The 25517-nt window shown below is 64.2% G+C and carries 21 protein-coding genes and 2 pseudogenes; 13 read left to right on the top strand and 10 right to left on the bottom strand.

The features are described from left to right. Positions 1–11 precede the first annotated feature (11 nt). Positions 12–1579 (bottom strand): annotated as a pseudogene (locus X751_RS01000000164060) (NAD-dependent succinate-semialdehyde dehydrogenase). 129 nt (positions 1580–1708) lie between these two features. Beyond that, positions 1709–2197, bottom strand: a complete 489-nt coding sequence (locus X751_RS142055; protein WP_031247194.1) for an Lrp/AsnC family transcriptional regulator — start codon at positions 2195–2197, stop codon at positions 1709–1711. Positions 2198–2279: 82 nt separating this feature from the next. Here X751_RS142055 and X751_RS142060 point away from each other — a divergent pair, with 82 nt between their 5' ends. From X751_RS142060 to doeB, 10 genes and pseudogenes are all read left to right on the top strand, one after another. After that, positions 2280–3665, top strand: a complete 1386-nt coding sequence (locus X751_RS142060; RefSeq protein ID WP_023745629.1) for a PLP-dependent aminotransferase family protein — start codon at positions 2280–2282, stop codon at positions 3663–3665. A gap of 124 nt (positions 3666–3789) precedes the next feature. Beyond that, complete coding sequence (gene ehuA, locus X751_RS142065) at positions 3790–4575, top strand: ectoine/hydroxyectoine ABC transporter ATP-binding protein EhuA (RefSeq protein ID WP_023745628.1); 786 nt, start codon at positions 3790–3792, stop codon at positions 4573–4575. 64 nt (positions 4576–4639) lie between these two features. Beyond that, complete coding sequence (gene ehuB, locus X751_RS142070; protein ID WP_023682674.1) at positions 4640–5491, top strand: ectoine/hydroxyectoine ABC transporter substrate-binding protein EhuB; 852 nt, start codon at positions 4640–4642, stop codon at positions 5489–5491. Between the two features lie 205 nt (positions 5492–5696). Continuing rightward, positions 5697–6356 carry an ectoine/hydroxyectoine ABC transporter permease subunit EhuC gene (gene ehuC / locus X751_RS142075; RefSeq protein WP_023667875.1) on the top strand — a complete coding sequence of 220 codons (660 nt, stop codon included), beginning with the start codon at positions 5697–5699 and terminating at the stop codon, positions 6354–6356. Next, positions 6356–7085: pseudogene (ehuD, locus tag X751_RS01000000164055) on the top strand (ectoine/hydroxyectoine ABC transporter permease subunit EhuD). Before ehuC ends, ehuD begins: the two are co-directional and overlap by 1 nt. 7 nt (positions 7086–7092) lie before the next feature. Next, a complete protein-coding gene (gene eutA / locus X751_RS142080; protein ID WP_023686971.1) occupies positions 7093–7872 on the top strand; it encodes an ectoine utilization protein EutA in 780 nt (259 codons plus the stop codon). A 5-nt stretch (positions 7873–7877) separates the two neighbouring features. Further along, positions 7878–8864: a hydroxyectoine utilization dehydratase EutB gene (eutB, locus tag X751_RS142085; RefSeq protein ID WP_023820929.1), complete on the top strand. Its 987-nt coding sequence runs from the start codon at positions 7878–7880 to the stop codon at positions 8862–8864. 232 nt (positions 8865–9096) lie between these two features. Beyond that, positions 9097–10161 (top strand): ornithine cyclodeaminase family protein, encoded by a 1065-nt coding sequence (locus X751_RS142090; protein WP_023745625.1) that lies wholly within the window; start codon positions 9097–9099, stop codon positions 10159–10161. A gap of 38 nt (positions 10162–10199) precedes the next feature. Beyond that, on the top strand, positions 10200–11378 hold the full coding sequence (doeA, locus tag X751_RS142095) for an ectoine hydrolase DoeA (protein ID WP_023704766.1): 1179 nt from the start codon (positions 10200–10202) through the stop codon (positions 11376–11378). A gap of 5 nt (positions 11379–11383) precedes the next feature. Beyond that, complete coding sequence (gene doeB / locus X751_RS142100) at positions 11384–12388, top strand: N(2)-acetyl-L-2,4-diaminobutanoate deacetylase DoeB (RefSeq protein ID WP_023745624.1); 1005 nt, start codon at positions 11384–11386, stop codon at positions 12386–12388. A 25-nt stretch (positions 12389–12413) separates the two neighbouring features. On the opposite strand, the gene X751_RS142105 is transcribed toward doeB, so the two are convergent. After that, positions 12414–13910, bottom strand: a complete 1497-nt coding sequence (locus X751_RS142105) for an aldehyde dehydrogenase family protein (protein WP_023745623.1) — start codon at positions 13908–13910, stop codon at positions 12414–12416. A gap of 532 nt (positions 13911–14442) precedes the next feature. Further along, positions 14443–15960: a winged helix-turn-helix domain-containing protein gene (locus X751_RS142110; protein ID WP_023704770.1), complete on the bottom strand. Its 1518-nt coding sequence runs from the start codon at positions 15958–15960 to the stop codon at positions 14443–14445. 255 nt (positions 15961–16215) lie between these two features. On the opposite strand from X751_RS142110, the gene X751_RS142115 reads away from it, so the two are divergent. Beyond that, entirely contained in the window at positions 16216–16443 is a 228-nt protein-coding gene (locus X751_RS142115; protein ID WP_023735668.1) for a hypothetical protein, read from the top strand. Positions 16444–16545: 102 nt separating this feature from the next. Next, positions 16546–17727, top strand: a complete 1182-nt coding sequence (locus X751_RS142120; protein ID WP_023704772.1) for an MFS transporter — start codon at positions 16546–16548, stop codon at positions 17725–17727. Here X751_RS142120 and X751_RS1000000168495 read toward each other — a convergent pair. The 5 genes from X751_RS1000000168495 to X751_RS142135 form a co-directional block, all read right to left on the bottom strand. After that, a complete protein-coding gene (locus X751_RS1000000168495; RefSeq protein ID WP_023682661.1) occupies positions 17718–17852 on the bottom strand; it encodes a hypothetical protein in 135 nt (44 codons plus the stop codon). The genes X751_RS142120 and X751_RS1000000168495 overlap by 10 nt on opposite strands. A 212-nt stretch (positions 17853–18064) precedes the next feature. Beyond that, complete coding sequence (locus X751_RS1000000165965; RefSeq protein WP_023667887.1) at positions 18065–18229, bottom strand: DUF3309 family protein; 165 nt, start codon at positions 18227–18229, stop codon at positions 18065–18067. Between the two features lie 368 nt (positions 18230–18597). Further along, positions 18598–20484, bottom strand: coding sequence for an ABC transporter ATP-binding protein (locus X751_RS142125; protein ID WP_023726296.1), 1887 nt, complete (start codon positions 20482–20484; stop codon positions 18598–18600). Then, on the bottom strand, positions 20484–22340 hold the full coding sequence (locus X751_RS142130; protein WP_023745621.1) for an ABC transporter ATP-binding protein: 1857 nt from the start codon (positions 22338–22340) through the stop codon (positions 20484–20486). Before X751_RS142130 ends, X751_RS142125 begins: the two co-directional genes overlap by 1 nt. 244 nt (positions 22341–22584) lie before the next feature. Beyond that, positions 22585–23499, bottom strand: a complete 915-nt coding sequence (locus X751_RS142135) for a dihydrodipicolinate synthase family protein (protein WP_023738384.1) — start codon at positions 23497–23499, stop codon at positions 22585–22587. A gap of 281 nt (positions 23500–23780) precedes the next feature. Here X751_RS142135 and X751_RS142140 point away from each other — a divergent pair, with 281 nt between their 5' ends. Beyond that, entirely contained in the window at positions 23781–24812 is a 1032-nt protein-coding gene (locus X751_RS142140) for a LysR family transcriptional regulator (RefSeq protein ID WP_031247192.1), read from the top strand. Here the strand turns inward: X751_RS142140 and X751_RS142145 are convergent. Beyond that, positions 24763–25494 (bottom strand): SDR family oxidoreductase, encoded by a 732-nt coding sequence (locus X751_RS142145; protein WP_023709993.1) that lies wholly within the window; start codon positions 25492–25494, stop codon positions 24763–24765. The genes X751_RS142140 and X751_RS142145 overlap by 50 nt on opposite strands. Positions 25495–25517 lie beyond the last annotated feature (23 nt).

The raw sequence follows: 25517 nt of genomic DNA, 5'->3' as shown, positions 1-25517 counted from the left end.
GCCGGACGGACTTATGCGACGTCCAGGCAGAGGTACTTCAGATCGGCGAAAGCTTCGAGCCCATGGCGCGAGCCTTCGCGACCGATGCCGGATTGCTTGACGCCGCCGAATGGGATCGGCGCGCCGGTGATCTTGACGCGGTTGATGGCGACCATGCCGTAGTCGAGCGCGCGGCCCATACGTTGCTGGCGGGCGCCATTCTCGGTAACGACATAGGCGACGAGGCCATATTCCGTGGCGTTGGCACGGGCGATCACCTCGTCCTCACTGTCGAACGGCGTGACTGCGGCGACCGGCCCAAAGGTCTCCTCGCGCATGATCAGCGCTTCGTCGCTGACATCGGCCAGCAACGTCGGCTGGTAGAACAGCGGCCCGGCCTGATGCCGCTTGCCGCCGGTGAGGCAGCGCGCGCCATGGGCGACGGCATCGGCGACCTGTTCCTCGACCTTGGTCACGGCGCGCTCATGCATCAGCGGTCCGATATCGATCTTTTCGACAAGCCCATTGCCGGTCCGCAGCGCCTCGATGCGCTCGGCAAAGGCGGCGCAGAAGCGATCGTAGATCGGGCGCTGGACATAGATGCGGTTGGCGGCAAGGCAGTCCTGGCCTGACGTTGCAAACTTGGCATCGATGGCAATGCTCACTGCGTTGTCGACATCGGCGTCGGCAAAGACGATCAGCGGCGCATGGCCGCCAAGCTCCATCACCAGCCGCTTCATCGTCGGAGCACACTGTGCGGCGATCAACCGGCCGATCTCCGTCGAGCCGGTAAAACTCATGGCGCGGACGCGCGGGTCTTCGCACATGCGCCCGACGATCGTCGCTGCCTTGCCGGTGATGACGTTGAAGACACCGGCGGGCAGGCCGGCGCGCTCGCCGAGTTCAGCCAGCGCCAGCGCCGACAGCGGCGTCTCCGAGGATGGGTGTGCGACGATGGTGCAGCCGGCGGCGAGTGCGGCGGCCGCCTTGCGGGTCAGCATCGCCGCCGGAAAATTCCAGGGCGTGACGACGCCGACAACGCCGAGCGGCTCGCGCCTCACCATCATCTCGGCATTCGGCAGATGGCTGGTGACGCTCTCGGCGTTGAGGCGCTTTGCCTCTTCGGNCGCCTCACCATCATCTCGGCATTCGGCAGATGGCTGGTGACGCTCTCGGCGTTGAGGCGCTTTGCCTCTTCGGCATACCATTCGACGAAAGAGGCGGCATAGTCGATTTCGCCGAGCGATTCCTGCAGCGGCTTGCCTTGTTCCAAAGTCATCAGCAGGGCAAGGTCGTCTTTCGCCGCGATGATCAGCTCGAACCATTTTCGCAGAATTCTCGACCGCTCCTGCGGCAGCAGTGACCGCCAAGCCGGGAAGGCACGCGCGGCGGCACCGATTGCCCTTGTCGTTTGCTGCGCATCGAGCGCGGCGACAAACGCGACCGTCGCGCCTGTGGCCGGATCGGTGACTTCAAAGCTTTCGGCCGCTTCGCTCGCGGTCCAATGCCCATCGACATAGGCAAGCTCGCGCAGCAGCCGGCGGTCGGAGAGGCGGTCGAGCGCCTCATGGCGATGCGAGCGGGCAAAATGCGCGGACATGGTCGAGGCCTCCCGGTTCGGACGATGCGGGAAGACTATCCGTCACATGCAGACAGAGAGACTGTTTCGACGCCCTGAAGGAGAGAGACTCTCTCTATTGTGCCGTCCCGACAGACATTCTCTCCGGGCTTATGCCGACGCCGGCAGCAGATCGGCTATCGGCAGCACGATTTCGTCCTTCACCGTCTTGGTGACGATGTAGGTGAAGTAGCGGTCGATGCCGATCTCGCGCTCCAGCAGGTCGTCGACCAGCCGCTGATAGGCGTCGATGTCGCGCGCCATCACCTTCAAGACATAGTCGACGCCGCCGCCCACCGACCAGCAGGCGACGATTTCGGGGATGTCGCGGATGACGCGTTCGAAGCGGTCGAAATCGGCCTGGCGATGGCTGGCCAGCGTCACCTCCATCAACACGGTGGCGACCGGCGCCACCACGCGCATGGCGATCTTGGCGTGGTAGCCCGAGACGATGCCTGCCTTCTCCAGCTTGCGCAGCCGCATCCAGCACGGCGTCGGCGACAGCCCGACCTGTTCGGCCAGCGCCAGCTTGGTGATGCGCCCGTCGCGCTGGATGGCGTCGAGTATCCTGAGGTCGACCGCGTCGAGTTTCGATGTCATCAGCGTCCGCTTTTTGTCGGCATCACCATGACGGCGCATTATTTCGATTGTCAATTGCACTGATTTCGATCTCTATTAAGTCATGACATCATGGCAACCCGACCCTGCGCTCATCCGCCGGCCAGCCTATCAAACGCTGGCCGACCAGTTCGCCCGCGCCATTCATGACGGGCGGCTGGCCAACGGCGCGCGGCTTCCAACGCATCGAAGGCTGGCAGACGATTTAAAACTGTCGGTGCAGACGGTCAGCCGCGCCTACGAAGAACTGATCCGGCGCGGCCTGATTTCGGGCGAGATCGGCCGTGGCAGCTTTGTCCAGACGCAGCGCCGCGAGCCGGAGCCGCCCTATCTGCCGGAGCGCCTCGGCGAGGTCATCGATCTGTCAATCCTGAAGCCGGTCTGCGAGCCGATGCATCTGGAGCGGCTGAAGCAGGCGCTGGGCTGGCTGGCCGAAAACCTGCCATCCAGTTCGGCGTTGTCGTTCCGGCCCAACATGGTGTTCCCGCGTCACCGCGCGGTGGCTGTCGAATGGCTGAAACTGTGTGGGCTCGACACCTCCGCACAGAATATCAGCCTGACCAATGGCGCGACCGCCGGGATGACCGTGGCGCTGATGAGCGTTGCGCCGCCGGGATCGACTGTCGCCACCGAGGCTATCGGCCACCACACGCTGGTGCCGCTGGCGCGCTATCTCGGCTTCAACCTGGAAGGCCTGCCGATCGACGGCAATGGCCTGATCCCGGAGGCGTTGGACGAGGTCTGCCGGCTCACCGACATTCGCGCGGTATTCGTGCAACCGTCGGTGATCAACCCGACGGCGACGCTGATGGACGCTCGGCGGCGCGAAGAGATCGCCGCGGTCGCGCGCAAGCACGACATCGCCATCATCGAGAACGATGTGCTGGGTCCGCTGGTCGAGGACCGGCCGCCGCCGGTCGCCGCCTTTGCGCCGGAGCGCACGCTCTACGTCACTTCCTTCACCAAGATCACCGTACCTGGCCTGCGCATCGGCTATCTCGCGGCGCCCGACCGCTATGTCGCCGCCGTTGCCAACCGGCATCTGGTGTCGAACTGGATGGCGACGCCGCTGGTGGCCGAGATCGCCACCAAATGGGTGACCGACGGCACGGCGATGGAACTCGTTCGCTGGCAGCGCGCGGCATTGCGCCGCCGCCAGGACATCGCAGCCGAGGTGCTGGGCGGGGTTGGTTATCGCGCCAGGCGCGACGGGCTGCATGTCTGGTTGCAACTGCCTGCGGACCGTGCCGAGGAAAGCTTCGTCGCCCAGGCCCGCCTGCAAGGCGTGGCGATCGCGCCCGGCACCTCCTTCCGCATCTCGGATGCGCCCTGGCATCCGGCGGTGCGCATCTCGCTCGGCTCGACCACCGAGGGGGAACTGCGCGCCGGCCTCGGCGTTGTCACCAAGTTGCTGCTTGGCGATCCGGAGCATCTGCTGCTCGCAATCTAAGCGGGAATTGCTCTGGAATCATGCAGTGCCGGAAATATTGTCATGATTTTATTTTCCCAATTGACATGATTTGGCGCGTTCCGCATCGTTAAGGGCACAGGCTTCTCCAGCAGGGGAAATTCATTTGTCCTCACCCATCATCAAGGTCGACGCCATTTCGAAGAGCTTCGGCTCGTTCAAGGTACTGGACGGCCTGTCGATGCAGGTCATGCCCGGCGAGAAGCTGGCGCTGATCGGCCCGTCCGGCTCGGGCAAGACGACGATCCTGCGCATCCTGATGACGCTGGAGAAGATCGACGGCGGCTATATCCAGATCGATGGCGAGCAGCTCTACCACATGGAGCGCAACGGCCAGCTGCTGCCCGCCGACGAGCGGCACCTGACCAAGATGCGGCAGAAGATCGGCATGGTCTTCCAGCTGTTCAATCTGTTTCCGCACAAATGCGTCATGGATAACGTCACGCTGGCGCCGATGCTGACCAAGGGCACGCCTCGCGCCGCCGCTGAAAAGCGGGCCATGGAACTGCTCGACATGGTCGGCATGGCTGACAAGGCGAAGTCGATGCCGGCGCAGCTGTCCGGCGGCCAGAAGCAGCGCGTGGCGATTGCCCGTGCGCTGGCATTGTCGCCGAAGATCATGCTGTTCGACGAGGTGACGTCGGCCCTCGATCCGGAGCTGGTCGAGGAGGTGATGAATGTCATGCGCAAGCTCGCCGCAGAGACCGACATGACCATGCTGCTGGTCACCCACGAGATGGGCTTTGCCCACGACTTCGCCGACCGCGTGCTGTTCTTCGACCGCGGCAAGATCGTCGAAGAGGGCAAACCAGACGAGATTTTCCGCCATCCAAAGCAGGAGCGCACGCAAGGCTTCCTGAAGAAGATCATCGCGGCCGGACATCGTGTCTGACCGCTTTGCGGGGCGGAAGACCGCCCCAGACAAAACCAAGAAGACAACAAAGGAGTTGGGAACAATGAAGAAACTTGGCATTCTGGCCGGCGTCGCCGGTCTCGCACTGACGGCGGTGCTCGCCGCGTCGAGCACCGGTTCGGCCGATGACAGCAAGCTCGAGCAATTGAAGGCGCAGGGCTTTGCCCGCGTCGCGATCGCCAACGAGCCGCCCTATACGGCGGTCGCCGCCGACGGCAAAGTTTCGGGTGCGGCGCCCGACGTGGCGCGCGAGGTCTTCAAGCGTCTCGGTGTTGCCGACATCGTCGCTTCGATCTCCGAATATGGCGCGATGATCCCCGGCCTGCAGGCCGGCCGCTTCGACGTCGTCACCGCCGGCCTGTTCATGAAGCCGGAGCGTTGCGCGGCGGTCGTCTATTCCGAGCCGGTGCTGTGCGACGCCGAGGCGATGCTGGTGAAGAAGGGCAATCCGAAGGGCTTCAAGAGCTACGAGGACGTCGCCAAGGACACGTCAGCCACCATCGGCGCGCCCGGTGGCGGCACCGAGGAGAAGCTGGCGCTCAACGCCGGCGTGCCGCGCGAGCGCGTCATCGTCGTGCCGGACGGCCAGAGCGGCCTGAAGATGCTGCAGGACGGCCGCATCGACGCCTATTCGCTGCCCGTCCTGTCGATAAACGACCTCGTCAAGAAAGCCAACGATCCGAACCTCGAAGTCATCGCCCCGGTGGTCGGCGCGCCGGTCTATTGCGACGGCGCCGCCTTCAAGAAAGGCGATGAGGCCCTGCGCGACGCCTTCGATGTCGAGCTCGCCAAGCTGAAGAAATCCGGCGAGTTCGCCAAGATCATCGAGCCCTACGGCTTCTCGGCCGCAGCCGCGATGTCGACCACGCGGGACAAGCTCTGCGCGGCGAAATAGCGCCGTTTTGCCTTCTCCCTGTTCACGGGGAGAAGGTGGCCCGAAGGGCCGGATGAGGGGCGGCGCCAGGTTCTGAGAATTTAGCGCTGCCCCTCATCTGCCTGCCCGTCCTCCGCAGCAGCTGCGCTGCAGCTTCGGAGGGTGGACTGGCATCTTCTCTCCGTGAACGGGGAGAAGGAAGCTAACCGCCAACGTTGGAACCCGAATGACCCAGTGGTCCGGCTACCTCGGCCTGATATTGCAGGGAGCGCTTGTCACCATCGAGCTGACGCTGATGGGGTCGGTGCTCGCCCTGATCATGGCCTTCCTCGCCGGCATGGGCCGCGTGTCGCGCTTCTTCGCGCTGCGTTGGCTTGCAACCGCCTATATAGAATTCTTCCGCGGCACCTCGATCTTCGTGCAGCTGTTCTTTGCCTATTTCGTGTTGCCGTTGATCGGCCTCGAACTGACCCCGCTGCAGGCGGGTGTGCTGGCGCTGGGCCTCAATGTCGGCGCCTATGCGGCCGAGGTGGTACGCGGCGCCATCCAGTCGGTCGGCCGCGAACAATATGAAGCCTGCATCGCGCTCAACCTCGGCCGCTGGCAAGGTATGCGCCATGTCATCCTGCCGCAGGCGCTGCTGGTCATGCTGCCGACCTTCGGCAACAACGCCATCGAGCTGCTCAAGGCGACCTCCGTGGTGTCGCTGATCTCGCTCGCCGATCTCACCTTTCAGGCGCAGGTCGTACGCTCGCAGACCGGCAACACGCTGGCGCCGTTCACCACCATCCTGATCATCTATTTCGCCCTGGCGCTGATCATCTCCTGGGGCGTGCGTTCATTGGAACGCCGCATGGCGCGCGGCCTCGACGGGGTGCGCGTCTGATGGATTGGGACTGGAACTTCGTCTGGGAGATCCTGCCGACGCTGATCCAGGGCGTGAAGATCACCATCCTGGCAACGCTGCTCGGCTCCGTGCTGGCCGCTATCGTGGGTCTGGGCATCGCGCTGGCGCGACGCTCGCCCAACAAGGTCCTGTCGCGCACCGTCGGCTGGGCGGCCGAATTCATCCGCGGCACGCCACTTCTGGTGCAACTTTATTTCATCTTCTATGTCCTGCCGGATTTCGGCATCCTGTTGCCGCCGCTGGTCGCCGGCGTCATCGGGCTCGGCCTGCACTACGGCACCTACACGGCGGAAGTCTATCGCGCCGGCNCTGGTCGCCGGCGTCATCGGGCTCGGCCTGCACTACGGCACCTACACGGCGGAAGTCTATCGCGCCGGCATCGACAACGTGCCGCGCGGCCAGTGGGAGGCGGCCAAGGCCTGCAATCTGAGCGCCACGCAGACCTGGACCAACATCATCATTCCGCAAGCGATCCCACCGATGATCCCGGCGCTGGCCAATTATTTCATCGCCATGTTCAAGGAGACACCGCTGCTATCGGCAATCACCGTGCTGGAGCTGATGAACCAGGCAAAGAGCGTCGCCAACACCTACTATCGCTACATTGAGCCGATCACGCTGGTCGGCGCTTTCTTCCTCGTCATCAGCCTCTTCTCGGTCGTGCTGCTGCGCTGGCTGGAACATCGCTACGGCAAGATCGAAAGGTAATTCTGAGATGAAACCGCTGCCCGAGATCAGGCTGATGCCGACAAGGCCGGCGCTCGATGCGCGCCCGCTGGAAAAGCGCGTCGGCCTGATCATCCTTGCCACCGACCACACCAGCGAACCGGATTTCCGCCGCATGGTGGCGAGCGAGCGGGTCGGCGTCTATGTCGCGCGCATTCCCTACAAGAATCCGACCACACCCGAGAATCTCCGCAAGATGCAGCCCGAGCTGGCGGCGGGTGCTGCCCTCATCCTGCCCGATGAGCCGCTCGACGCGATCTGCTACTCCTGCACCTCGGCCTCGGTGGTGATTGGCGACGCTGAAATCGAGGCCGCGATCCAGTCTGCCAAGCCGGGTGTTCCCGTCGTCACGCCGCCGATGGCCGGCGTGCGCGGGCTGCAGGCGCTGGGCGCGAAAAAGATCAGCATCCTCACCCCTTACACCGTCGAAACCTCCAGGCCGATGGCGACGTATTTCGGCGAGCGCGGCTTTGAGATCGTCAGCTTCACCTGCCTCGGCTTCGAGGACGATCGCGAGATGGCGCGCATTGCGCCGGCAGCGATCGTCGACCTAGCTCGTGAGGCGACGCATGCGCAGGCCGATGCACTGTTCGTGTCCTGCACCGCATTGCGCGGAGCGCTCGCGGTTCCCGGCATGGAACAGGCGATCGACCGCCCGGTCGTCACCAGCAATCAGGCCAGCGCCTGGAATTGTTTGCGGTTGTGTGGCGACGGGACGTCGCATCCCGAATTTGGCCGTCTGATGACGCTGCCTTTGCCGCGCGATTGACGATCATGACGACAGTCACCCTTAACGATATTCGTGCCGCCCGGGAGCGAATTGCCGGCAAAATCGAACGCACGCCGACAGGGTTATCTCACAGCCTTTCCGAACGACTGGGCATCCCCGTCCACCTCAAGCTTGAACACCGCCAGACCACCGGCAGCTTCAAGCTGCGCGGCGCCTCGAATGCCGTTGCTTCGCTGAGCGCCGAGGAGAAGGCGCGCGGCGTGGTCGCGGCGTCGACCGGCAATCATGGCCGTGCGCTGGCCCATGCTGCGAAGCTCGAAGGCATGCGTGCGGTGATCTGCATGTCGCGACTGGTGCCGGGCAACAAGCTCGACGAAATCCGTCGGCTTGGCGCGGATGTCCGCATCATCGGCAACAGTCAGGACGAGGCGCAGCAGGAGGTCGAACGGCTGGTGGCGCAGGAGGGACTGGTGATGCTGCCGCCCTTCGACCACCCGGCCATCATCGCCGGGCAAGGCACGCTCGGACTGGAGATGATCGAGCAGGTCCCGGATGCCGCTCTCGTCCTGGTGCAACTCTCCGGTGGTGGACTCGCCTCGGGCATCGCCGCCGCCGTCAAGGGCGTCAGCCCCGGGACAAAAATCATCGGCGTTTCGATGGCGCGTGGTGCTGCGATGAAGGCGAGCCTGGATGCCGGTCGCCCGGTCGAGGTGGAAGAACTGCCGACGCTGGCGGATTCGCTCGGCGGCGGCATCGGTCTCGGCAACCGGCTGACCTTCGCCATGTGCCGCGATCTGCTCGACGACGTCATCCTGCTCAGCGAGGACGAGATCGCCGCCGGCATCCGCCATGCCTATGAACAGGAGCGCGAGATCGTCGAAGGCGCCGGAGCGGTCGGCATCGCTGCGCTACTCGTCGGCAAGGTCAGGGCGACCGGGCCGGTGGTCGTTCTTCTCTCGGGCCGCAATATCGACATGAACACGCATCGCAAGATCGTCTGCGGTGACGCAATCGCGGAGCGCGCGGCATGAAAACTCTCCCACGCCGAATTCCCGCCCACCCCCCTCTGTCCTGCCGGACATCTCCCCCGCAAGGGGGGAGATCGGCAGCTTCGATGCGGTCGCTATTCTTGCTGCGCTGGAGATTGGCGAAGGCAGGAGTGCAGTCCAATCTCCCCCCTTGCGGGGGAGATGGCCGGCAGGCCAGAGGGGGGTGTGACGGAACACTATCCTTCGTGGTGCGCGCTAGTACGGAGCGCGACACATGAGTCCGATGACCATCCTCACCGAGAAGGAACTGCGCACAATCGTGCCGCTCGATCTCGACGCGGTCGCCTGCGTCGAAAACGCTTTCCGCGCGCTCGCCACATTGCCGGTGGCGATGCCGCCGATCCTGCGGTTGGACATTCACGAGCAGCGCGGCGAGGTCGATGTGAAGTCGGCCTATGTGCCTGGAATAGACGGTTTCGCCGTTAAGATAAGCTCCGGCTTCTTCGACAATCCGAAGCTCGGTCTGCCCAGCGGGGGCGGCATGATGGTGTTGCTCTCGGCAAGAACCGGTGTGGTCGACGCGCTGCTGCTGGACAATGGCTATCTCACAGATGTCCGCACCGCTGCTGCCGGCGCCGTCGCGGCGAAGCATCTGTCGCGGCCGGATTCGTCCGTCGCCGCAATCTTCGGCGCCGGCGTGCAAGCCGGGCTGCAACTCGAAGCGCTCATGTTGGTGCGGACGATCGCCGAGGCACGTATCTGGGCGCGCGATGCGGTCAAGGCGGAGACGGCCGCAGGCGCGCTGCGCGAAAAGCTCGGCATTCTCGTGCGCGCCGAGCCGGATGCAGCCAAAGCAACCATCGGCGCCGACATCATCGTCACCACCACGCCGTCGACCGAGCCGCTGATCAAGGCCGGCTTTGTCGTTGCCGGGCAGCACATCACCGCCATGGGCTCGGATGCCGAACACAAGAACGAGATCGCGCCGGCGATCCTGCGCATGGCCGATNACATCACCGCCATGGGCTCGGATGCCGAACACAAGAACGAGATCGCGCCGGCGATCCTGCGCATGGCCGATCTCTATGTCGCCGACAGCGCCAAGCAGACACGGCGTCTGGGAGAACTGCATCACGCCATCGCATCGGGCGTGATGGGAGCCGATGCCGCGGTCACCGAACTCGGCCAGATCATCGCCGGCGAACGGCACGGAAGGCGCTCACCCAGCGACATCACCATCGCCGACCTCACCGGCACCGGCGTGCAGGATACGGCGATCGCCACGCTCGCTCGCAACCGGGCGCGGGCGGCCAATGCCGGAACCATTTTTGAAAGCTGATGCTGGCCGCAAGGCCCAACAAACGAGGACCAAGAACAATGCAACCGAACCTGAAATTCTCGCGCGCCGAATTTGCGGATCGCCTCGCCAAGACGCGGAAAGCCATGGAGGTGAAGGGCGTCGATCTCCTGGTTGTCAGCGACCCCTCCAACATGGCCTGGCTGACCGGCTACGATGGCTGGTCGTTCTATGTGCACCAAGCAGTGATTGTGCCCCCATCGGGCGAGCCGGTCTGGTACGGCCGCGGCCAGGATGCCAATGGCGCCAAGCGCACCGCCTATCTCGCGCATGACAACATCGTCGGCTATGCCGACCACTACGTGCAGTCGACCGAGCGCCACCCGATGGATTTTTTGGCCAGCGTGCTTAGTGATCGCGGCTGGGGCAAGCTGACCATCGGCGTCGAGATGGACAATTACTGGTTCTCGGCTGCCGCCTTCGCCGCGTTGCAGAAGCACCTGCCCAACGCCCGCTTCGTCGACGCGACAGCGCTGGTCAACTGGCAGCGCGCGGTGAAGAGCCCGACTGAAATCGACTATATGCGCAAGGCGGCCCGCATCGTCGAAGCCATGCACCAGCGCATCGTCGACAAGATCCAGGTCGGCATGCGCAAATGCGATCTGGTCGCCGAGATCTACGATGCCGGCACGCGCGGCGTCGACGGCATCGGCGGCGACTATCCGGCGATCGTGCCGCTGCTGCCGTCGGGCGCCGACGCCTCGGCGCCACATCTCACCTGGGACGACCAGCCGATGAAGTCGGGCGAGGGCACCTTCTTCGAGATCGCCGGCTGCTACAGCCGCTACCATTGCCCGCTGTCGCGCACCGTCTTTCTCGGCAAGCCGACGCAGGAATTCCTAGATGCCGAGAAGGCGACGCTGGAAGGCATGGAGGCGGGGCTTGCGGCGGCAAAGCCCGGCAATGCCTGTGAGGACATCGCCAACGCCTTTTTCGCCGTGTTGAAGAAATACGGCATCGTCAAGGACAACCGCACAGGCTACTCGATCGGCCTGTCCTATCCGCCGGATTGGGGCGAGCGCACCATGAGCCTGCGCCCCGGCGACCGCACCGAACTCAAGCCCGGCATGACCTTCCATTTCATGACCGGCCTGTGGCTGGAGACGATGGGACTGGAAATCACCGAATCCATCCTGATCACCGAAACCGGTGTAGAGTGCCTCGCCAATGTACCGCGCAAACTGGTGGTGAAGAATTGAGCCCGATGCCTAGCCTCCGCCCATCTCCGATCGCGCCGACCGTCGATTTCGACAAGGACGGCGTGCAACATGGTTTCCTGCGCCTGCCCTACAGCCGCGACGACTCGGCCTGGGGTTCGGTGATGATCCCGATCTGCGTCATCCGCAACGGCAAGGGACAGGCCGCGCTGCTCACCGGCGGCAATCATGGCGACGAGTATGAGGGGCCGCTGGCGCTCTTCGATCTCGCCCGCACGCTCGATCCCAAACAGGTCAGCGGCACGGTGATCATCGTGCCGGCGATGAACTATCCGGCCTTCCGCGCCGGCACGCGGACGTCGCCGATCGACAAGGGCAATATGAACCGCAGCTTTCCCGGCCGTCCCGACGGCACGGTGACCGAGAAGATCGCCGACTACTTTCAACGCGAACTGCTGCCGCGCGCCGACCTCGTCTTCGATTTCCACTCCGGCGGCAGGACGCTGGATTTCGTGCCCTTCTGTGCCGCCCACACGGTGCCCGACAAGGCGCTGGAGCAGAAAGCCTTCGACGCGGTCGCCGCGTTCTCGGCCCCGTTCTCGATGCGCATGATCGAGATTGACTCCGTCGGCATGTATGACACGGCGGCCGAGGAAATGGGCAAGGTCTTCGTCAGCACCGAGCTTGGCGGCGGCGGCACCTCGCGTGCCCAGACCGTGCGGATCGCGCGGCGCGGCATCAGCAATGTGCTGCGCCATGCCGGTATTGTTGATGGTGCGGTCGAGAAGGGCAGAACTCAGTGGCTCGACATGCCGTCAGGCGATTGTTTCTCCTTCGCCGAGGACGACGGCATGATCGAGACCATGGTCGATCTCGGCGAGCCTGTGAAAGAAGGCTCGGTGCTGGCGCGCATCCATTCCACCGGCCGCACCGGCATCGCTCCGCAGGAGATCAAGGCAAAAATGTCCGGCATTCTGGCGGCGCGGCATTTCCCCGGCCTGGTCAAAGCCGGTGACTGCGCCGCCGTCCTGGCCCTTGTGGTTTCATCGTGATTTCGCAGAGTACGCCGCGCGAATATCAGTCGGTCTGGATCCAGACCGACTTGGTCTCCAGATACTCGTGCAGATGCTCGATGCCGCCCTCGCGGCCATAACCCGACATCTTCATGCCGCCGAACGGCACCGCCGGGTCGATGGCATGGTACATGTTGACCCAGACCGAGCCGGCCTTGACCCGGCGCGCAAGCTTGTGCGCGGTGCCCAGATGCGTGGTGAAGATGCCGGCGGCCAGGCCATAGGGCGTCGCATTGGCACGCGCCACCGCTTCGTCGAGCGTGTCGAAGGGCATCGCCGAAATGACCGGGCCGAAAATCTCCTCGCGCGCGATGGTCATCTGGTCCGACACGGCGCCGAAGACCGTCGGCGCAATGAAGTTGCCGCCATCGTAGAGCTCGCCGGTCAGCCGCGAGCCACCGGCGACCAGTTCGGCGCCTTCGTCGCTGCCGGCCCTGATATAGCCCTCCACCTTGCCTGCCTGCCTGGCATTGATGAGCGGTCCGATTTCCGTCTCTGCCTCGATGCCATGGCCGATCCGCAGTCTGCCGGCGAAATCGGCGAGCCGGCGGACGAACTCGTCATGGATTTCGCGCGCCACGAACAGCCGCGAGCCGGCAATGCAGATCTGGCCCGAATGCACGAACACCGCCATCGCCGCGATCGGAACAGCCTTGTCGATGTCGGCGTCGCGGCAGACGATGATCGGCGACTTGCCGCCGAGCTCCAGTGAAACGCGTTTGAGGTTGGCCACGGCTGCCCGCGCGATGGCCTGGCCGGTCAGCGTCGATCCGGTGAAAACGATCTTGTTGACGTCTGGATGTTCGGCGAGCCGCGCACCGGCTTCGGCCCCGGTGCCGGTGACGACGTTGACGACGCCGTCGGGCACGCCGGCTTCCTGCATCAGTTGCGCGATCAGCAGCGGCGTCAGCGACGCATCCTCGGACGGTTTCAGCACGATGGTGCAGCCTGTCGCCAGCGCCGGCGCGATCTTCCAGATCGAGGCGGCGGTCGGCGCGTTCCAGGGAATGATCGCACCAACGACGCCCACCGGCTCGCGCCGGGTGAAGGTGACGATCTCGCCGGGAATCGAATTGTCGATCGCCTCGCCATGCAGCGCCGTCGCCATGCCGGCATAGAAGCGCAGCATGCCGATGACGCGGCGCCGGTTGGAGAGCGTGCGCGTGATCGGCAGTCCCATATCGAGCGTGTCGGAAACGCTGAGCTCTTCCCAATGCGTCTCGAACAGATCGGCGATCCTGAGCAGCACGCACTGCCGCTCGTAGGGCGAGAATTTGGACCATGGGCCTTCGAAGGCCGCGCGCGCGGCGGCCACCGCCGAGTCGATATCGGCAGCCCCGCCGCGCGGCACTGTCGCCAGCACCTCGCCTGTTGCCGGATTGAGTGCCTGCATGCCCTGGCCGGACTGCGCGGCGACCCACTTGCCGCCAATGAACATCGGTCGGAATTCGCCATGGTACAACGCCGTGGCCTTCGCCTTCGGGTCGAAGTTCAGCGTCATCTCTTCCTCCTCGCAATTCCTTGGCGACTATTACTCCCGCCGCCGACCTCAAACAAGGAAAGCTAAAGGGCGCTCAGATAACCAGGTTGTGCGGGTGACTTCCGATCGCGCCAGCAACAAGAAACAGACAGCCGCTAGAGCATGGTCCCGAAAAGTGGAAACCGGCTTTCGGAAAAGATTGTGCTTCGACAAATGGCATCTAGAAAAATCATCGCGAGTTGTCGGAGCGCGTCGCTAAAAGCTCAATGAGGCAAGCCGATCATTGCCCACGGCGACCGTGATGCCGGCATTGCAGACGAGAGCGCAACAGGCAGTCGCCAGCCGCCACCCAGCGCTCACCCGTGGCCGGATCGATCGTGGCCGTTCCAGCCGGCTTCACCGTGACAGAGGTTTCGCGCGCCGCTTCGCTGCAATCGCTGTTGGATGACTGCTCGCGGAAGCAAGATCGGTCGAGCGGCCTCGCGACGTGCAAACATTGGCAGGATTGATCCGCAACCGACGGTGCCTGGCATCGATCGAGCACGCCGGTCCGTCACTCCGGAAGGCCGGCCTTTCGGAAGCCATCGACGAAATGGTCGAGCGTGGCAGTGTCGCGGAACGGCTCCGTCTCGACCCAGTGACGGGTGGTGAAATGTGGGTTCGCGACGAGGAACAGGTCGACCTCGGCGCGCGCCTCGTCGATCCGGCCGAGTTGCGCAAGGCTTGCCGCAAGGAAACGGCGCGAGCTTGTCCGATACGTCTCGTCCCGGCGCGTCGTCTCGACGGCGGCTTCATAGTCGCGCGCCGCATATTGCGCCTGGCCGAGCGTCAGATAGTACCAGCTTGCCGGAAACGGGTTCAGCCGGAACGCCTTGCTGATATAGTCGAGGCCCTCCTCGACGCGCCCGGCCAGGACCGCGATGTCGGACAATGTCGCCCAGGCATCGGCCTCGTTCGGGTCGAGCTCGAACGCCTTGGCAAATCCCACATCCGCTTCGTCGAATCTGCGCTCATAGGCAAGCAGGTTGGCAAGCACCCAGTGGCAGCCGGCATCGTTGGGATCGATCGCCACAGCCTTGCGCGCCAGTTCCAGGGCAAGGCCGCGGGCAGGCTCAATGGGCTCTCCCCAATGCACCCATCCCATCCAGTGGTTCATGGCAAGCCAGCGATAGGCTTCGGCATAGTCCGGATCGAGCGCAAGCGCGCGCGTCAGCAACAGATGCGCTTCGCGCGCCGTCTCCGGCGAGACGTCGATCAGGTTGCGGGCCCGCACGCACAGATCGTAGGCCTCGAGATTTCGGGGCCGATTGCGCGGCAGCGGCGCGCGCAGCCGGCCAAGCAGCGCCTCGACGATCTTGGCCGTCACCTCGTCCTGAACGGCAAAGATATCTTCCAGGCCGCGATCGAAGCGGTCTGCCCATAAATGCTCGCCGCTCAGCGCGTCGACCAGCTGGGCGTTGATGCGCACGCGCCCGGCGGCGCGTCTGGCGCTGCCCTCCAAGAGATAGCGCACGCCAAGTTCCCTGGCGACCTCGCGCACATCCACCGCCTTGCCCTTGTAGGCAAAGGTCGAGTTGCGCGCGATGACGAACAGGCCGCCGATCCTCGACAGGTCGGTGATCAGGTCTTCGGTCAACCCGTCGGCGAAGGCTTCCTGCTCGGGGTCGTTGCTGAAATTGGCAAAGGGCAGCACGGCTATCGACGGTTTGGCAGGCAGCGGCAAAGCCTGTCGCTTCTCGTCGCCGAGCTGTTCGATGGCGCCGGTGAAGCGATAGCCGACGCGCGGAACGGTCGATATCCATTCTCCGCCGTTCGTGGCCGGACCCAGCAGCTTGCGCAATTGCGCAATCTGGACGGTGAGGTTGCCTTCCTCAACGGCGGTGCCTGGCCATGCCGCATCCATCAACTCGGCCTTGGCCACGATCTCGCCGGGCCGGGCGACGAGCGCCGCCAGCAGCTGCAGTCCGCGGTGGCCGGCGGCTACGGGAACTTGGTCCCGAAGGAGCGTTCCCGCACCCGGATCAAGCACGAACGGACCAAAGGCAAAGCGCGATCCCTGCATAACGCGCATCTATAGAGCAATTCCAGGAAAGGTGTGAAGGCGGTTTTCCCACGGGAAAGCGCGGCGGAGCGCTTCACGGACGTATGGCGTCAAAACAAAGAGTTGAGCACCTCGCCGTTTCCATGAAACGGCGAGGTGCTCTAGCCGGTTTGGAACTTTTGAGAACTATTTGGCCGGGCTTAATTACGGCGCCGTCCGCATGCGGCAGAGTTCAACCTCTTGCAAGCCGAGGGCTGTCGCTCCTCAAACCGAATGGAGGTTGCCATGAACGATACCCTTGCTTCTGCTCGTGCAGCCTTGCCGGAAAAGGCGGTGTCATCGGGCCGGCGTCCGACGGGCCCGCGGGGCATGATCGCGGCCTGGCGCGAGCGGATACGCTTTCGCTGGGACCTCAAGCAGATGGCGGAGGCCAATCCGCACCTGATCGACGATATCGGTCTGACCAGACGCCAGCTCGAGGCCGAAATCGTCAAACGCTTCTGGCAAGTGTGAGCTGATGTCGCGGATAAGACCCGCCCGCCTGTTTGGGCGTACCGCGGCGTTTTGCCGGCATTTGCACTTGCCGGAACGTGCCGATCCTGCTTCGAAGTCGGCATGAGCGCCGAAGACGCGACGTCACCGCCGGAGAACCACATCGCATGGGCCGCGATGGCCGGCATCATCGCGACAGTTACGGTGTTCGCCATAGCACAGGGGCTGACGTATCCGCTGCTCAGCTTCATCCTGGAACGGCAAGGGACGACACCGGGCCTCATCGGCCTCTCGGCCGCGATGACGCCTCTGGGTTTCATTATATCGTCGCTCTTCACGCCGGCGCTGGTCCGGCGGGTGGGCGCGGCGCGCTTTGCGGTTGTGTGTTCGATCCTGGCAGCAACCGTCCTGATCGCGATTGCCTGGACGCAGGATGTATGGGCCTGGATGCCGTTGCGCTTCCTGCTCGGCTTCTTTGCCAATCCGCTTTACGTGATCAGTGAAACCTGGCTGGTCTCGATCACACCCGCCGCACGCCGAGGCCGCATCATGGGCCTATACTCCTCCATCGTTTCCGCCGGCTTTGGCCTCGGCCCGCTGTCGCTAGGCTTGGTCGGCACGCAAGGATGGCCACCCTTCATCATCGGCAGCGCGGCCTTCCTTGTCTGCGGCCTGATCGTGCTTGCCGTCGCGCCACGCCTGCCCGACATGCCGCGTGAGGGCGAAGCGGTGTCGGTCGGCGGCTTCTTCGCGCTGGCGCCGCTGCTCTTGTTCGCAGTCTTCACGGCTGCCGCCTTCGAGCAAGTCCTGCTTTCGCTGTTCGCGGTCTATGGTGCCGCGCTCGGCAGCACTGAGCAGCGCATCGCTTCGCTCATCACCTGTTTCATCGCCGGCAATGCCGTGCTGCAGGTCGTGCTTGGGCGCGCCGCCGAACGGTTTGGCTCGAAGCCGATGATGCTGTTCTGTGTCCTGGCTTGCCTGGCCGGTTGTTTGCTGTTGCCGTTGCTCTTCGCTACATGGCTTGTCTGGCCGCTCTTCTTCGTCTGGGGCGGGGTCTCGTTCGGGATCTACACGCTGTCGCTGATCCAGCTCGGCGAGCGTTTCACCGGTCAAGCCTTGATCGCCGGCAATGCCGCCTTCGCGTTCGTATGGGGGGTAGGCGGCATCGTCGGCTCACCCGTGGCCGGGCTGGCGATGCAACTGACCGGACATCAGGGACTGCCATTGTCGCTTGGCCTGCTGTGCTGCGTGCTGGTGGTGTTTCTGCTGGCGGAGTTACGGCGGGTTGACCGCGTTCAGGCGTAAGGCGTGCCTGCCATTGCGGCCTTCAGGCCGATGCTGCCCTTGTCGACAATAGCGAGAAAGGCCGGACCCGCCTCGTCGCCGTCCTGGGTTTCTCGAAGCGTCCGATCCGCCTCGATGAACGCCACGGCCGCCAGGCGGGTGTCGGGGTCTGCAGCTTACGCCCGCCGCCTTCGGATAGTGCCACCATTAGGATATCCCAGCTCGTCGCGTTCGCTCTCGCTCGCGCCGACGCCGGCCCAGTCCGGACCAGCAATGTCTTCAGCTGCCATGTCTTCAAACCTCGATGTCAGGCGAAAACGCGGCCGCCGTAGAAACTCGGCGGCCGCCAATGGCGACGCTATATTCGCCCGAGAACAACCAGAATGATCACGATGATCAGCACCAGCCCGAGGCCACCGCCGCCATAGTAACCAGTGCCGTAGAACGGGCCGCCGCCGAGGCCGCTGAAGCCGCCGAGCAACGCGATGATCAGGATGATAATAAGAATGGTACCCAGGCCCATATGCCGTCTCCTTCGCTGCCGCGCCGTTCACGGCGCGGCTCGAAGAACTAAACTCCCAGCAAGCCTTCCTGTTCCCCGGCGATTTTCATCCGACGGCTAAGGAACGAAAGCCATCATGACGGCGTTTGCTGAGGTTCAGGCGCAAGCTGCGCGTGCCCTCGCGCGCGCTGGGCGGCGCGTAGAATTCAGAATTTAGGCGGGATCGCCCTCAAGGCGACCGGCGGCTCGTCCACCCGAACGCGCCGGCAGGCGTGACGCCGGGCTTACGCTGGAAGGCGAGATGAAACGTGTCGGCATCTGAAAGCCGAATTGGTCGACGACGAGTTTTGGCCCCGCACCATTTCCAGTCGAGCCGAACCGGCAGCAGCTCACGTCGCCTTGCCGGCCGGCGCGCCTATGTCTTCCTCGGCAATATCGTCGAACGATGCGTAGTTCATGTTGTAGAGCCTGGCATAGAGGCCCTTGGCCGCCATCAGCTGCTCGTGGTTGCCGCTTTCGACGATCTCGCCGTTCTGTAGAACGATGATGCGATCGGCGCCGCGTATGGTCGCCAGCCGGTGCGCGATGACCAGCCCGGTGCGGCCTTCCAGCAGCGTGACCAGCGCTTTCTGGATCAGCATCTCGGTGTAGGAATCGATGCTCGCCGTGGCCTCGTCGAGCACCAGGATTTTCGCATCGGCGACCAGTGCGCGTGCAAAACTGATCAGCTGACGCTGGCCGAGCGAGAGATTGCCGCCGCGCTGTTCGAGCTCGGTGTCGTAGCCATCGGGCAGATGCTCGATGAAGTCGTGCGCGCCGACGGCCTGCGCCGCGCGCACCACCTCCTCGCGGGTAGCCGATGTCTTGTGGTAGCGGATGTTCTCCAGCACCGTGCCGGAAAACAGGAATGGCTCCTGCAACACCATCGCCACCTGGTCGCCGAGCGAATCCTGCGTCACGTCGCGCACGTCGTGGCCGCCGACCCGCACCTCGCCCGACCAGACATCATAGAAGCGGTGCACCAGCGCCATGCAGCTCGACTTGCCCGAACCGGTCGGGCCGACAAGCGCAACCGTCTCGCCCGGATTGACGCGGAAGGAGATGTTTTTCAGCACCGGCTGGTTCTGCCGGTAGCCGAAGGTGACGTTCCTGAACTCGACCGAACCGTCCATGTCGCGCGTCAGCGCCACCGCGCCTTGTTTGTCGCTAACGTCGACCGGCACGTCCAGCACTTCGGAGATGCGTTGGCCCGACGCCATGGCGCGCTGCATGACACTGTACTGCATGGTGAGCGAGCGGATCGGGTCGAAGAAGCGCTGGATGTAGAACAGGAACGCCACCATGACGCCGATGTCGAGGCTGTGCGACAGCACCATCGAACCGCCGACGACGATGACCGTCGCCATCGCAATGCCGGTCAGCGTGTCGACGATCGGCACCATCACCTGCGCATATTTGGCCGAGGTCAGGTGAGCCCTGAGATTGGCCAGCACCTTCTCGTCATAGAGGTCGAAATTGACGTGCTGGCGTTCGAGACTCTGCACAGTGCGCACGCCATGGATGCCTTCCGCCAGCGCCCCATTGGCAATCGAATTGGTTTCGTGCGCGGCCATGAAGGCGACCTTGGCGCGCGGCAGCCAGAACAGGCGCACGATGAACAGCGCCGGCATGGTCGACAGCGTCAACAGGCCGAGACGAAAATCGAGCCACAAAAGCACGCTGACAATGCCGAAAAGAAGCACGATGTCGCCCACCGACATGACCGATGTCTCGAGGAATTCCTGCATCGAATTGACGTCGCCCTGCAGGCGCGACATCAGCCGGCCCACCTCGGTCTTGTCCATGAAGCTCAGCGAGACGCGCTGCAGATGGCTGAACATGGCGCGGCGCAAATCCGACAGCACATTCTCGGCCACCTTGCCGACGACGCTTTCCTGGATATAGCTGGCGGCATAGTTGATCAGGATGATCAGGGCGAAGGCACCGATCGCCCAGTTCATGACGGAGCTGTCGGCCTTGCCCGCCGCCATGCCGTGGTCGATGGCGTAACGGATGACCAGCGGGATCGCCAATTGCGTCAGAGTGAACACCAAAACGGCGGCGACCGAGATGAAGATCCGGCCCTGATACGGTCTCACGAAGCTCCAGATGCGGCGCACGATGCGCGGATCGTAGACCTTGCCGAAGACCTCTTCCTCGTCGCGGTGCGAACCGACGACGGCCCTTGTGGGCCGCCGGCTGGTGTCTTCCTTCTGGTCGTCGTTCTGTGTCGACATCATGCGGCTCCCACCGCCACCGGCAAATCGTCGTCCGGCCGCAGCTGCAGGTCGTAAAGCGCGCGGTAGCGTCCACCCAGCGCCAACAATTCCTGGTGCGTGCCGCGCTCGGAGATGCGGCCATTCTCGACGAACAGGATCTGGTCGGCATGCATCAGCGAGCTCAGCCGGTGCGAGATGATCAGCGTCACGCGGTCCTTGGCGAAGCGCTTCATCGCGGTGCGGATTCGCTGCTCGGTGCCGGCGTCGACAGCCGCGGTGGAATCGTCGAAGACCAGCACCGAAGGCCGCAGCATCAGGGTGCGGGCGATGGTCAGGCGCTGCCGCTGGCCGCCGGAAAGCGATGAGCCGCGCTCGCCCACGACCGTGGTGTAGCCGGCCGGAAGCCCGATGATGTAATTGTGCAACTGGGCGTATTCAGCCGCCTGCCCGATGCGGGTCTCGCGCGCCCAGGGATTTCCATAGGCGATGTTGTTTTCGATCGAGGTGGTGAACAGGAAGGCGTCCTGCTGCACGACGCCGACCGCCTTGCGCAACGATTGCAGCGTGACCTCGCGTATATCCTGCCCGTCGATGGTGATCGCGCCTGACGTCACATCGTAGAAGCGCGGGATCAGATGCGCGATGGTCGACTTGCCGCTGCCAGGCGGGCCGACAATGCCGACGGTCTCGCCGGACCTGGCCTCGAAGGAAATGCCCGACAGCGCCGGCCGGCCGCCGGCGCCCGCGTAGCGGAAGCCGACATTGTCGAAGCGCAGCAAGCCTTCGGTGACCACGAGATCCTTGGCATCAGGCGCATCCTCGATGTCAAGTTCGGCGTCAAGCAGTTCGAACAGCCTTGTGCCGCAGGTCGAGGCGCGGGCGAACGAGTTGACCATCAGCCCGAGCTGGCGCACCGGCATCTGCAGGATGGTCATGAAGGTGAGGAACTGCGCCAGCGTGCCTACGCTGATCTGGCCCGCGATCACCTTCTGGCCACCGAACCACAGCACCAGGCCCATGGCCGCCAGGAAGGAAAAATTCATGGCGCTGGTGTTAGAGACGCGGATGTCGACGCGCTGGTCGGCAAGCTCCAGCGCCGACTTCTTGGCGCGGTCGAATTTTTCCAGCTCATGCCGCTGCGCCGCAAAGGCGCGCACGACGCGGATTCCGCCGAGGTTCTCGTCCATCACCCGGCTCAGCACTGACAGCCGCTCCTGCAGCGTCAGCCAGGTGCTGCGCAGCCTGAGCTGTGTGACCGAGGAGCGCCAGGCGACGAACGGCACGAAACTCAGACTGAGCAGCCCGAGCTCGAGATCGGTGCTGATCAGGAGATAGGAGCCGACGCCGATCAGCACGCCGAGCAGCACCACGCGCAATATGCCGGTGGAAAAGAACATGCGCACGCCGTCGAGGTCGAGCAGGCCAAGCGTAATCAGGTCGCCGGTATGCACCCGGTCATGGAAGGAGAAGCTCAGCCGCTGGATCTTCTCGTAGAAGGCCAGGCGCAGCTCATAGCCGGTGCGGTGGCCAACGGCCTCGCCATAATAATTCTGCGCCATGGTGAAGAGGCCGCGCAGAATGCTGACGACGAGCAAGGTGATCGCCGTCGTCCACAGCGCCTGCTCAGCCGCCGCGCCGCCGCCTCCAGCCATCACGCCTTGCGCCTGGTCGATGGCGTGGCCGAGCAGGCGCGGGATGAACAGCTGCAGCGTCGCGGCAATGAAGGTCGAGGCGATGGTGATCGCAACTTGCCAAGGATGGCGCAGCGTCATGCGCACGATGCGCAGCAGCGTGCTGAGGCCCTTGCCCCAGGACGCCTCCGCCACATGGGCAAACGATTTGCCGCGCATCGCTGCGCCGCGGGTTGCATCCATTGCCAAGGAAAATACCCAATCCGATCCGGACATTAGCCCAGACGAATGAAAACAGACTCAGTTTCAGATACCGCGATGGTACGCCTCGATTTTGACCGTTCAAGGGCCAATGGCGGTATCGCACTGTGCCTGAAAGGGGCTGATCGTCCGCGACCGCTTAAGCCCGTGTCGGCGTTAGAGGCGGCAGGCTCGTCACTTTAGGCCGATTGAAAAGATGCGAGCATGTGGGTTGCGCCAACCGCCATCATGCGTGACCTCGGCCAATGTGATCGGCTGCGGGACCGAGCGCAGTGAGCAGCGCCTTGCCGCTTTCCAGCGTCGCATTCTCATGCGGCGCGCGCAGGTTGAGCCAGCGTTTGTCGCCGGAGCGCACCGCCAGCACGGCCTTCATTGCCGGGATCAGGCCTGCATCCTGGATCACCTTGCGGAACGCCCTGATCGCGGCGTCCGCTTCCGTGACGTCTTGGCCAGCGATCGTCGCGTCGTAGAGGGCGCGGATGGCCGCAGCGTTGAGATTGACGGTCGCGGAGATACAGCCCGCAGCACCACTGGCGAGCCCCTTGGTCAGTTGCGCCTCCGAGCTGGGGAACACCGCGACGTCGGGTGCGGCGGCAATCACCGCCGCCGTGTTGTTCCAGTCGCCGGCGCTATCCTTGTAGGCGACGACCGTCTCTGGAAACGCCGCGCTCAACCGGGCGGTCAGGGCAGGGCTTACCGGCACGCCGGAGTTCTGCGGGATGTGGTAGAGGATCATCTTCAGCGCCGGGTTGGCCACCCTTTCGATCAGCTCGCTGTAGTAGCGCGCCTGGCCATCGTCCCCGGCGGCCGTGTAGAAGAACGATGGCAGCACCATCACGGCGGCGCAGCCGAGGCCGACCGCGTGCTTCGACAGTTCGACGGTTTCGGGCAGTGCGGTGACGCCGGTGCCGGGCATCATGCGCCCCGGCGAAATGCCTGATGCAACCAGCCATTCCAGCGCCTGCATGCGCTCGTCGAGCGAGAGCGACAGCGCCTCGCCCGTGGTGCCGAACGGCGACAGGAAATGCGCGCCCTGGCCCAGCGCCCATTTGGCGTGTGAGATCCAAAGGTCACGGGCAATGCGGCCATCGTTCTCGAACGGCGTCAGGATCGGGGCGATGGTTCCTTGCGGGCGGGGCATGTCGGTCCTTCCATCGGTGCTGGAAATCAGCTTGGCATAGAGCATACGTACGATGCGATCTGCCAGAGGCGATCTCTTGGGCCACCGCGCCGGCCGTGGGAAAACTTGCGGGTCATTGCCGCGAAATTCTGGCCCTTCGGTCTGCCGCAACCAGATGACGCCGGCGTCAATGGGTTGCAAATGGACCGGGGTTGCAAATGGACCGGGGTTGCAAATGGAACAGGGTTGCAAATGGACCAGCCAAGCCCGAAATGTCGAACAGAGACAGATCCGGAAACGGCATGCACCCACGATTGCTCAAGACCTTCCTCGCCGTGGCGCGGCACCGCAACATCACCCGCGCAGCGCGGGAGGTTCATCTGGCGCAGTCGAGCGTCAGCGACCAGATCCAGTCGCTGGAAAGCGAACTTGGTGTCGTCCTCTTCATCCGCTCGCGCCACGGCCTCGACCTGACAACGGCCGGCGACGCGCTGAAACCCTATGCGGAAGAGATTCTGCAACTGGCGGAGGAGGCGCGTATTGCCGTCGAGTCAACGACGGGAATGACCGCCGGAACGGTTACGGTCGGCGCGCTGGAGACGATTGCGACCGTCAGACTTCCGCAATGGCTGGCGGCCTTTCGAGGCGACCACCCGGAGATCGGTCTGCGGCTGAAAATCGCCGGCAGCGATGCCCTGCTGCGGCAGCTCGAAGAGAGCGAGATCGACGTCGCCTTCTGTTTCGACAAGGGCGGTCTGGACGAACGTCTGGNTCAGACGTGTGCTCTTCCGATCTTGCTGCGGCAGCTCGAAGAGAGCGAGATCGACGTCGCCTTCTGTTTCGACAAGGGCGGTCTGGACGAACGTCTGGCCCGGCGCACGATATCGGCCGAGCCGCTGGTCCTTGTCGCATCAGCTGAGCATGCGGCCGCATCGCGACAGAACGACCTAACCGCGCTCGCCGCGATGAGTTTCGTGGTGACGGAAACCGGATGCGTCTACCGGCATCTGTTCGACACTGCCTTTGCCGAGATTGCAGCGCCAGAACTTGCCGCCGAAGTCGGCAGCATCGGCGCCATTGGGAGCCTGGTGGCGACTGGTGTCGGCGTGAGCCTGGTGCCGCGGCTGGCCGTTGCCGACGCGCTCGATCGCGGCGAGATCGTCGAATTGCCATGGCCGGGTCCGGCCCGCACGGCGTCGCTGGTCATGATCTGGCGCCGCCGGCGCGTCCAGCCGCCGGCGCTGAAACTGCTGCTGGCGGCCGCGGCCAGGAATTTCGCTGCGCTCAGATCAGCCGGTGACCGCCCTCGACATGCAGAACCGTCCCTGTCGTAAAACCGTTGCCCATCAGAAAGGCGATGGCATCGGCAATGTCGTCCGGCTGTCCGACGCGGCCGACCGGCAGGCGCCTGGCCATTGCATCGAGCGTCTCGTGCTTCTTGTCGCCGGCCACAAAACTCCAGATCGGCGTGTCGACCCAGCCCGGCGAGACGGCGTTGACACGGACCGGCGCCAGCTCGACCGCCAGCGCCCGCACCAACCCTTCCAGCGCAGCGTTGACGGCGGCAACGACCGAGCCGCGCGCCGCCGGCCGGTAGGCGGCAATGCCTGAGGTGAAGGTGATGGAGCCGTTGGCCGAAAGCTGCGGCGCGCCATGCTTGGCGAGCAGCAGCGGCCCGTAGAATTTGCTTTCGACGACCCGCTGCGCCGCCTTCAGGTCGACTGAAGGCAATAGCTCATAGGCGCCTTCGATGTCGGCGGCGGTGCTGACGATATGGTCGAGCCGGCCAATTCGCTTGAACAGGTCAGCGACCTGATCCTCCCTGGCGATATCGGCCGCGACGGCGCTCAAAGCGGAAGGGTTCTGCAGCGCCTCGCCGGCACGCTTGAGCCTGGCTTCACTGCGGCCGACGATGATGACTTCGGCGCCTGAGACCAGGCACCGCCTTGCCAACGCCAGCCCCATTCCGGAGCTGCCGCCAACGATAATGATTTTCGATTTTGCGATGTCTGCCATGTTTCCGTTCCTGTCCTGAACCG

This window comes from Mesorhizobium sp. LNJC394B00 (genome assembly GCF_000502555.1).
In the GTDB taxonomy this organism is placed as follows: Bacteria; Pseudomonadota; Alphaproteobacteria; order Rhizobiales; family Rhizobiaceae; genus Mesorhizobium.
Note: the sequence above shows the minus strand (reverse complement) of the source record. Positions and strands in the feature narration are given on the sequence as shown.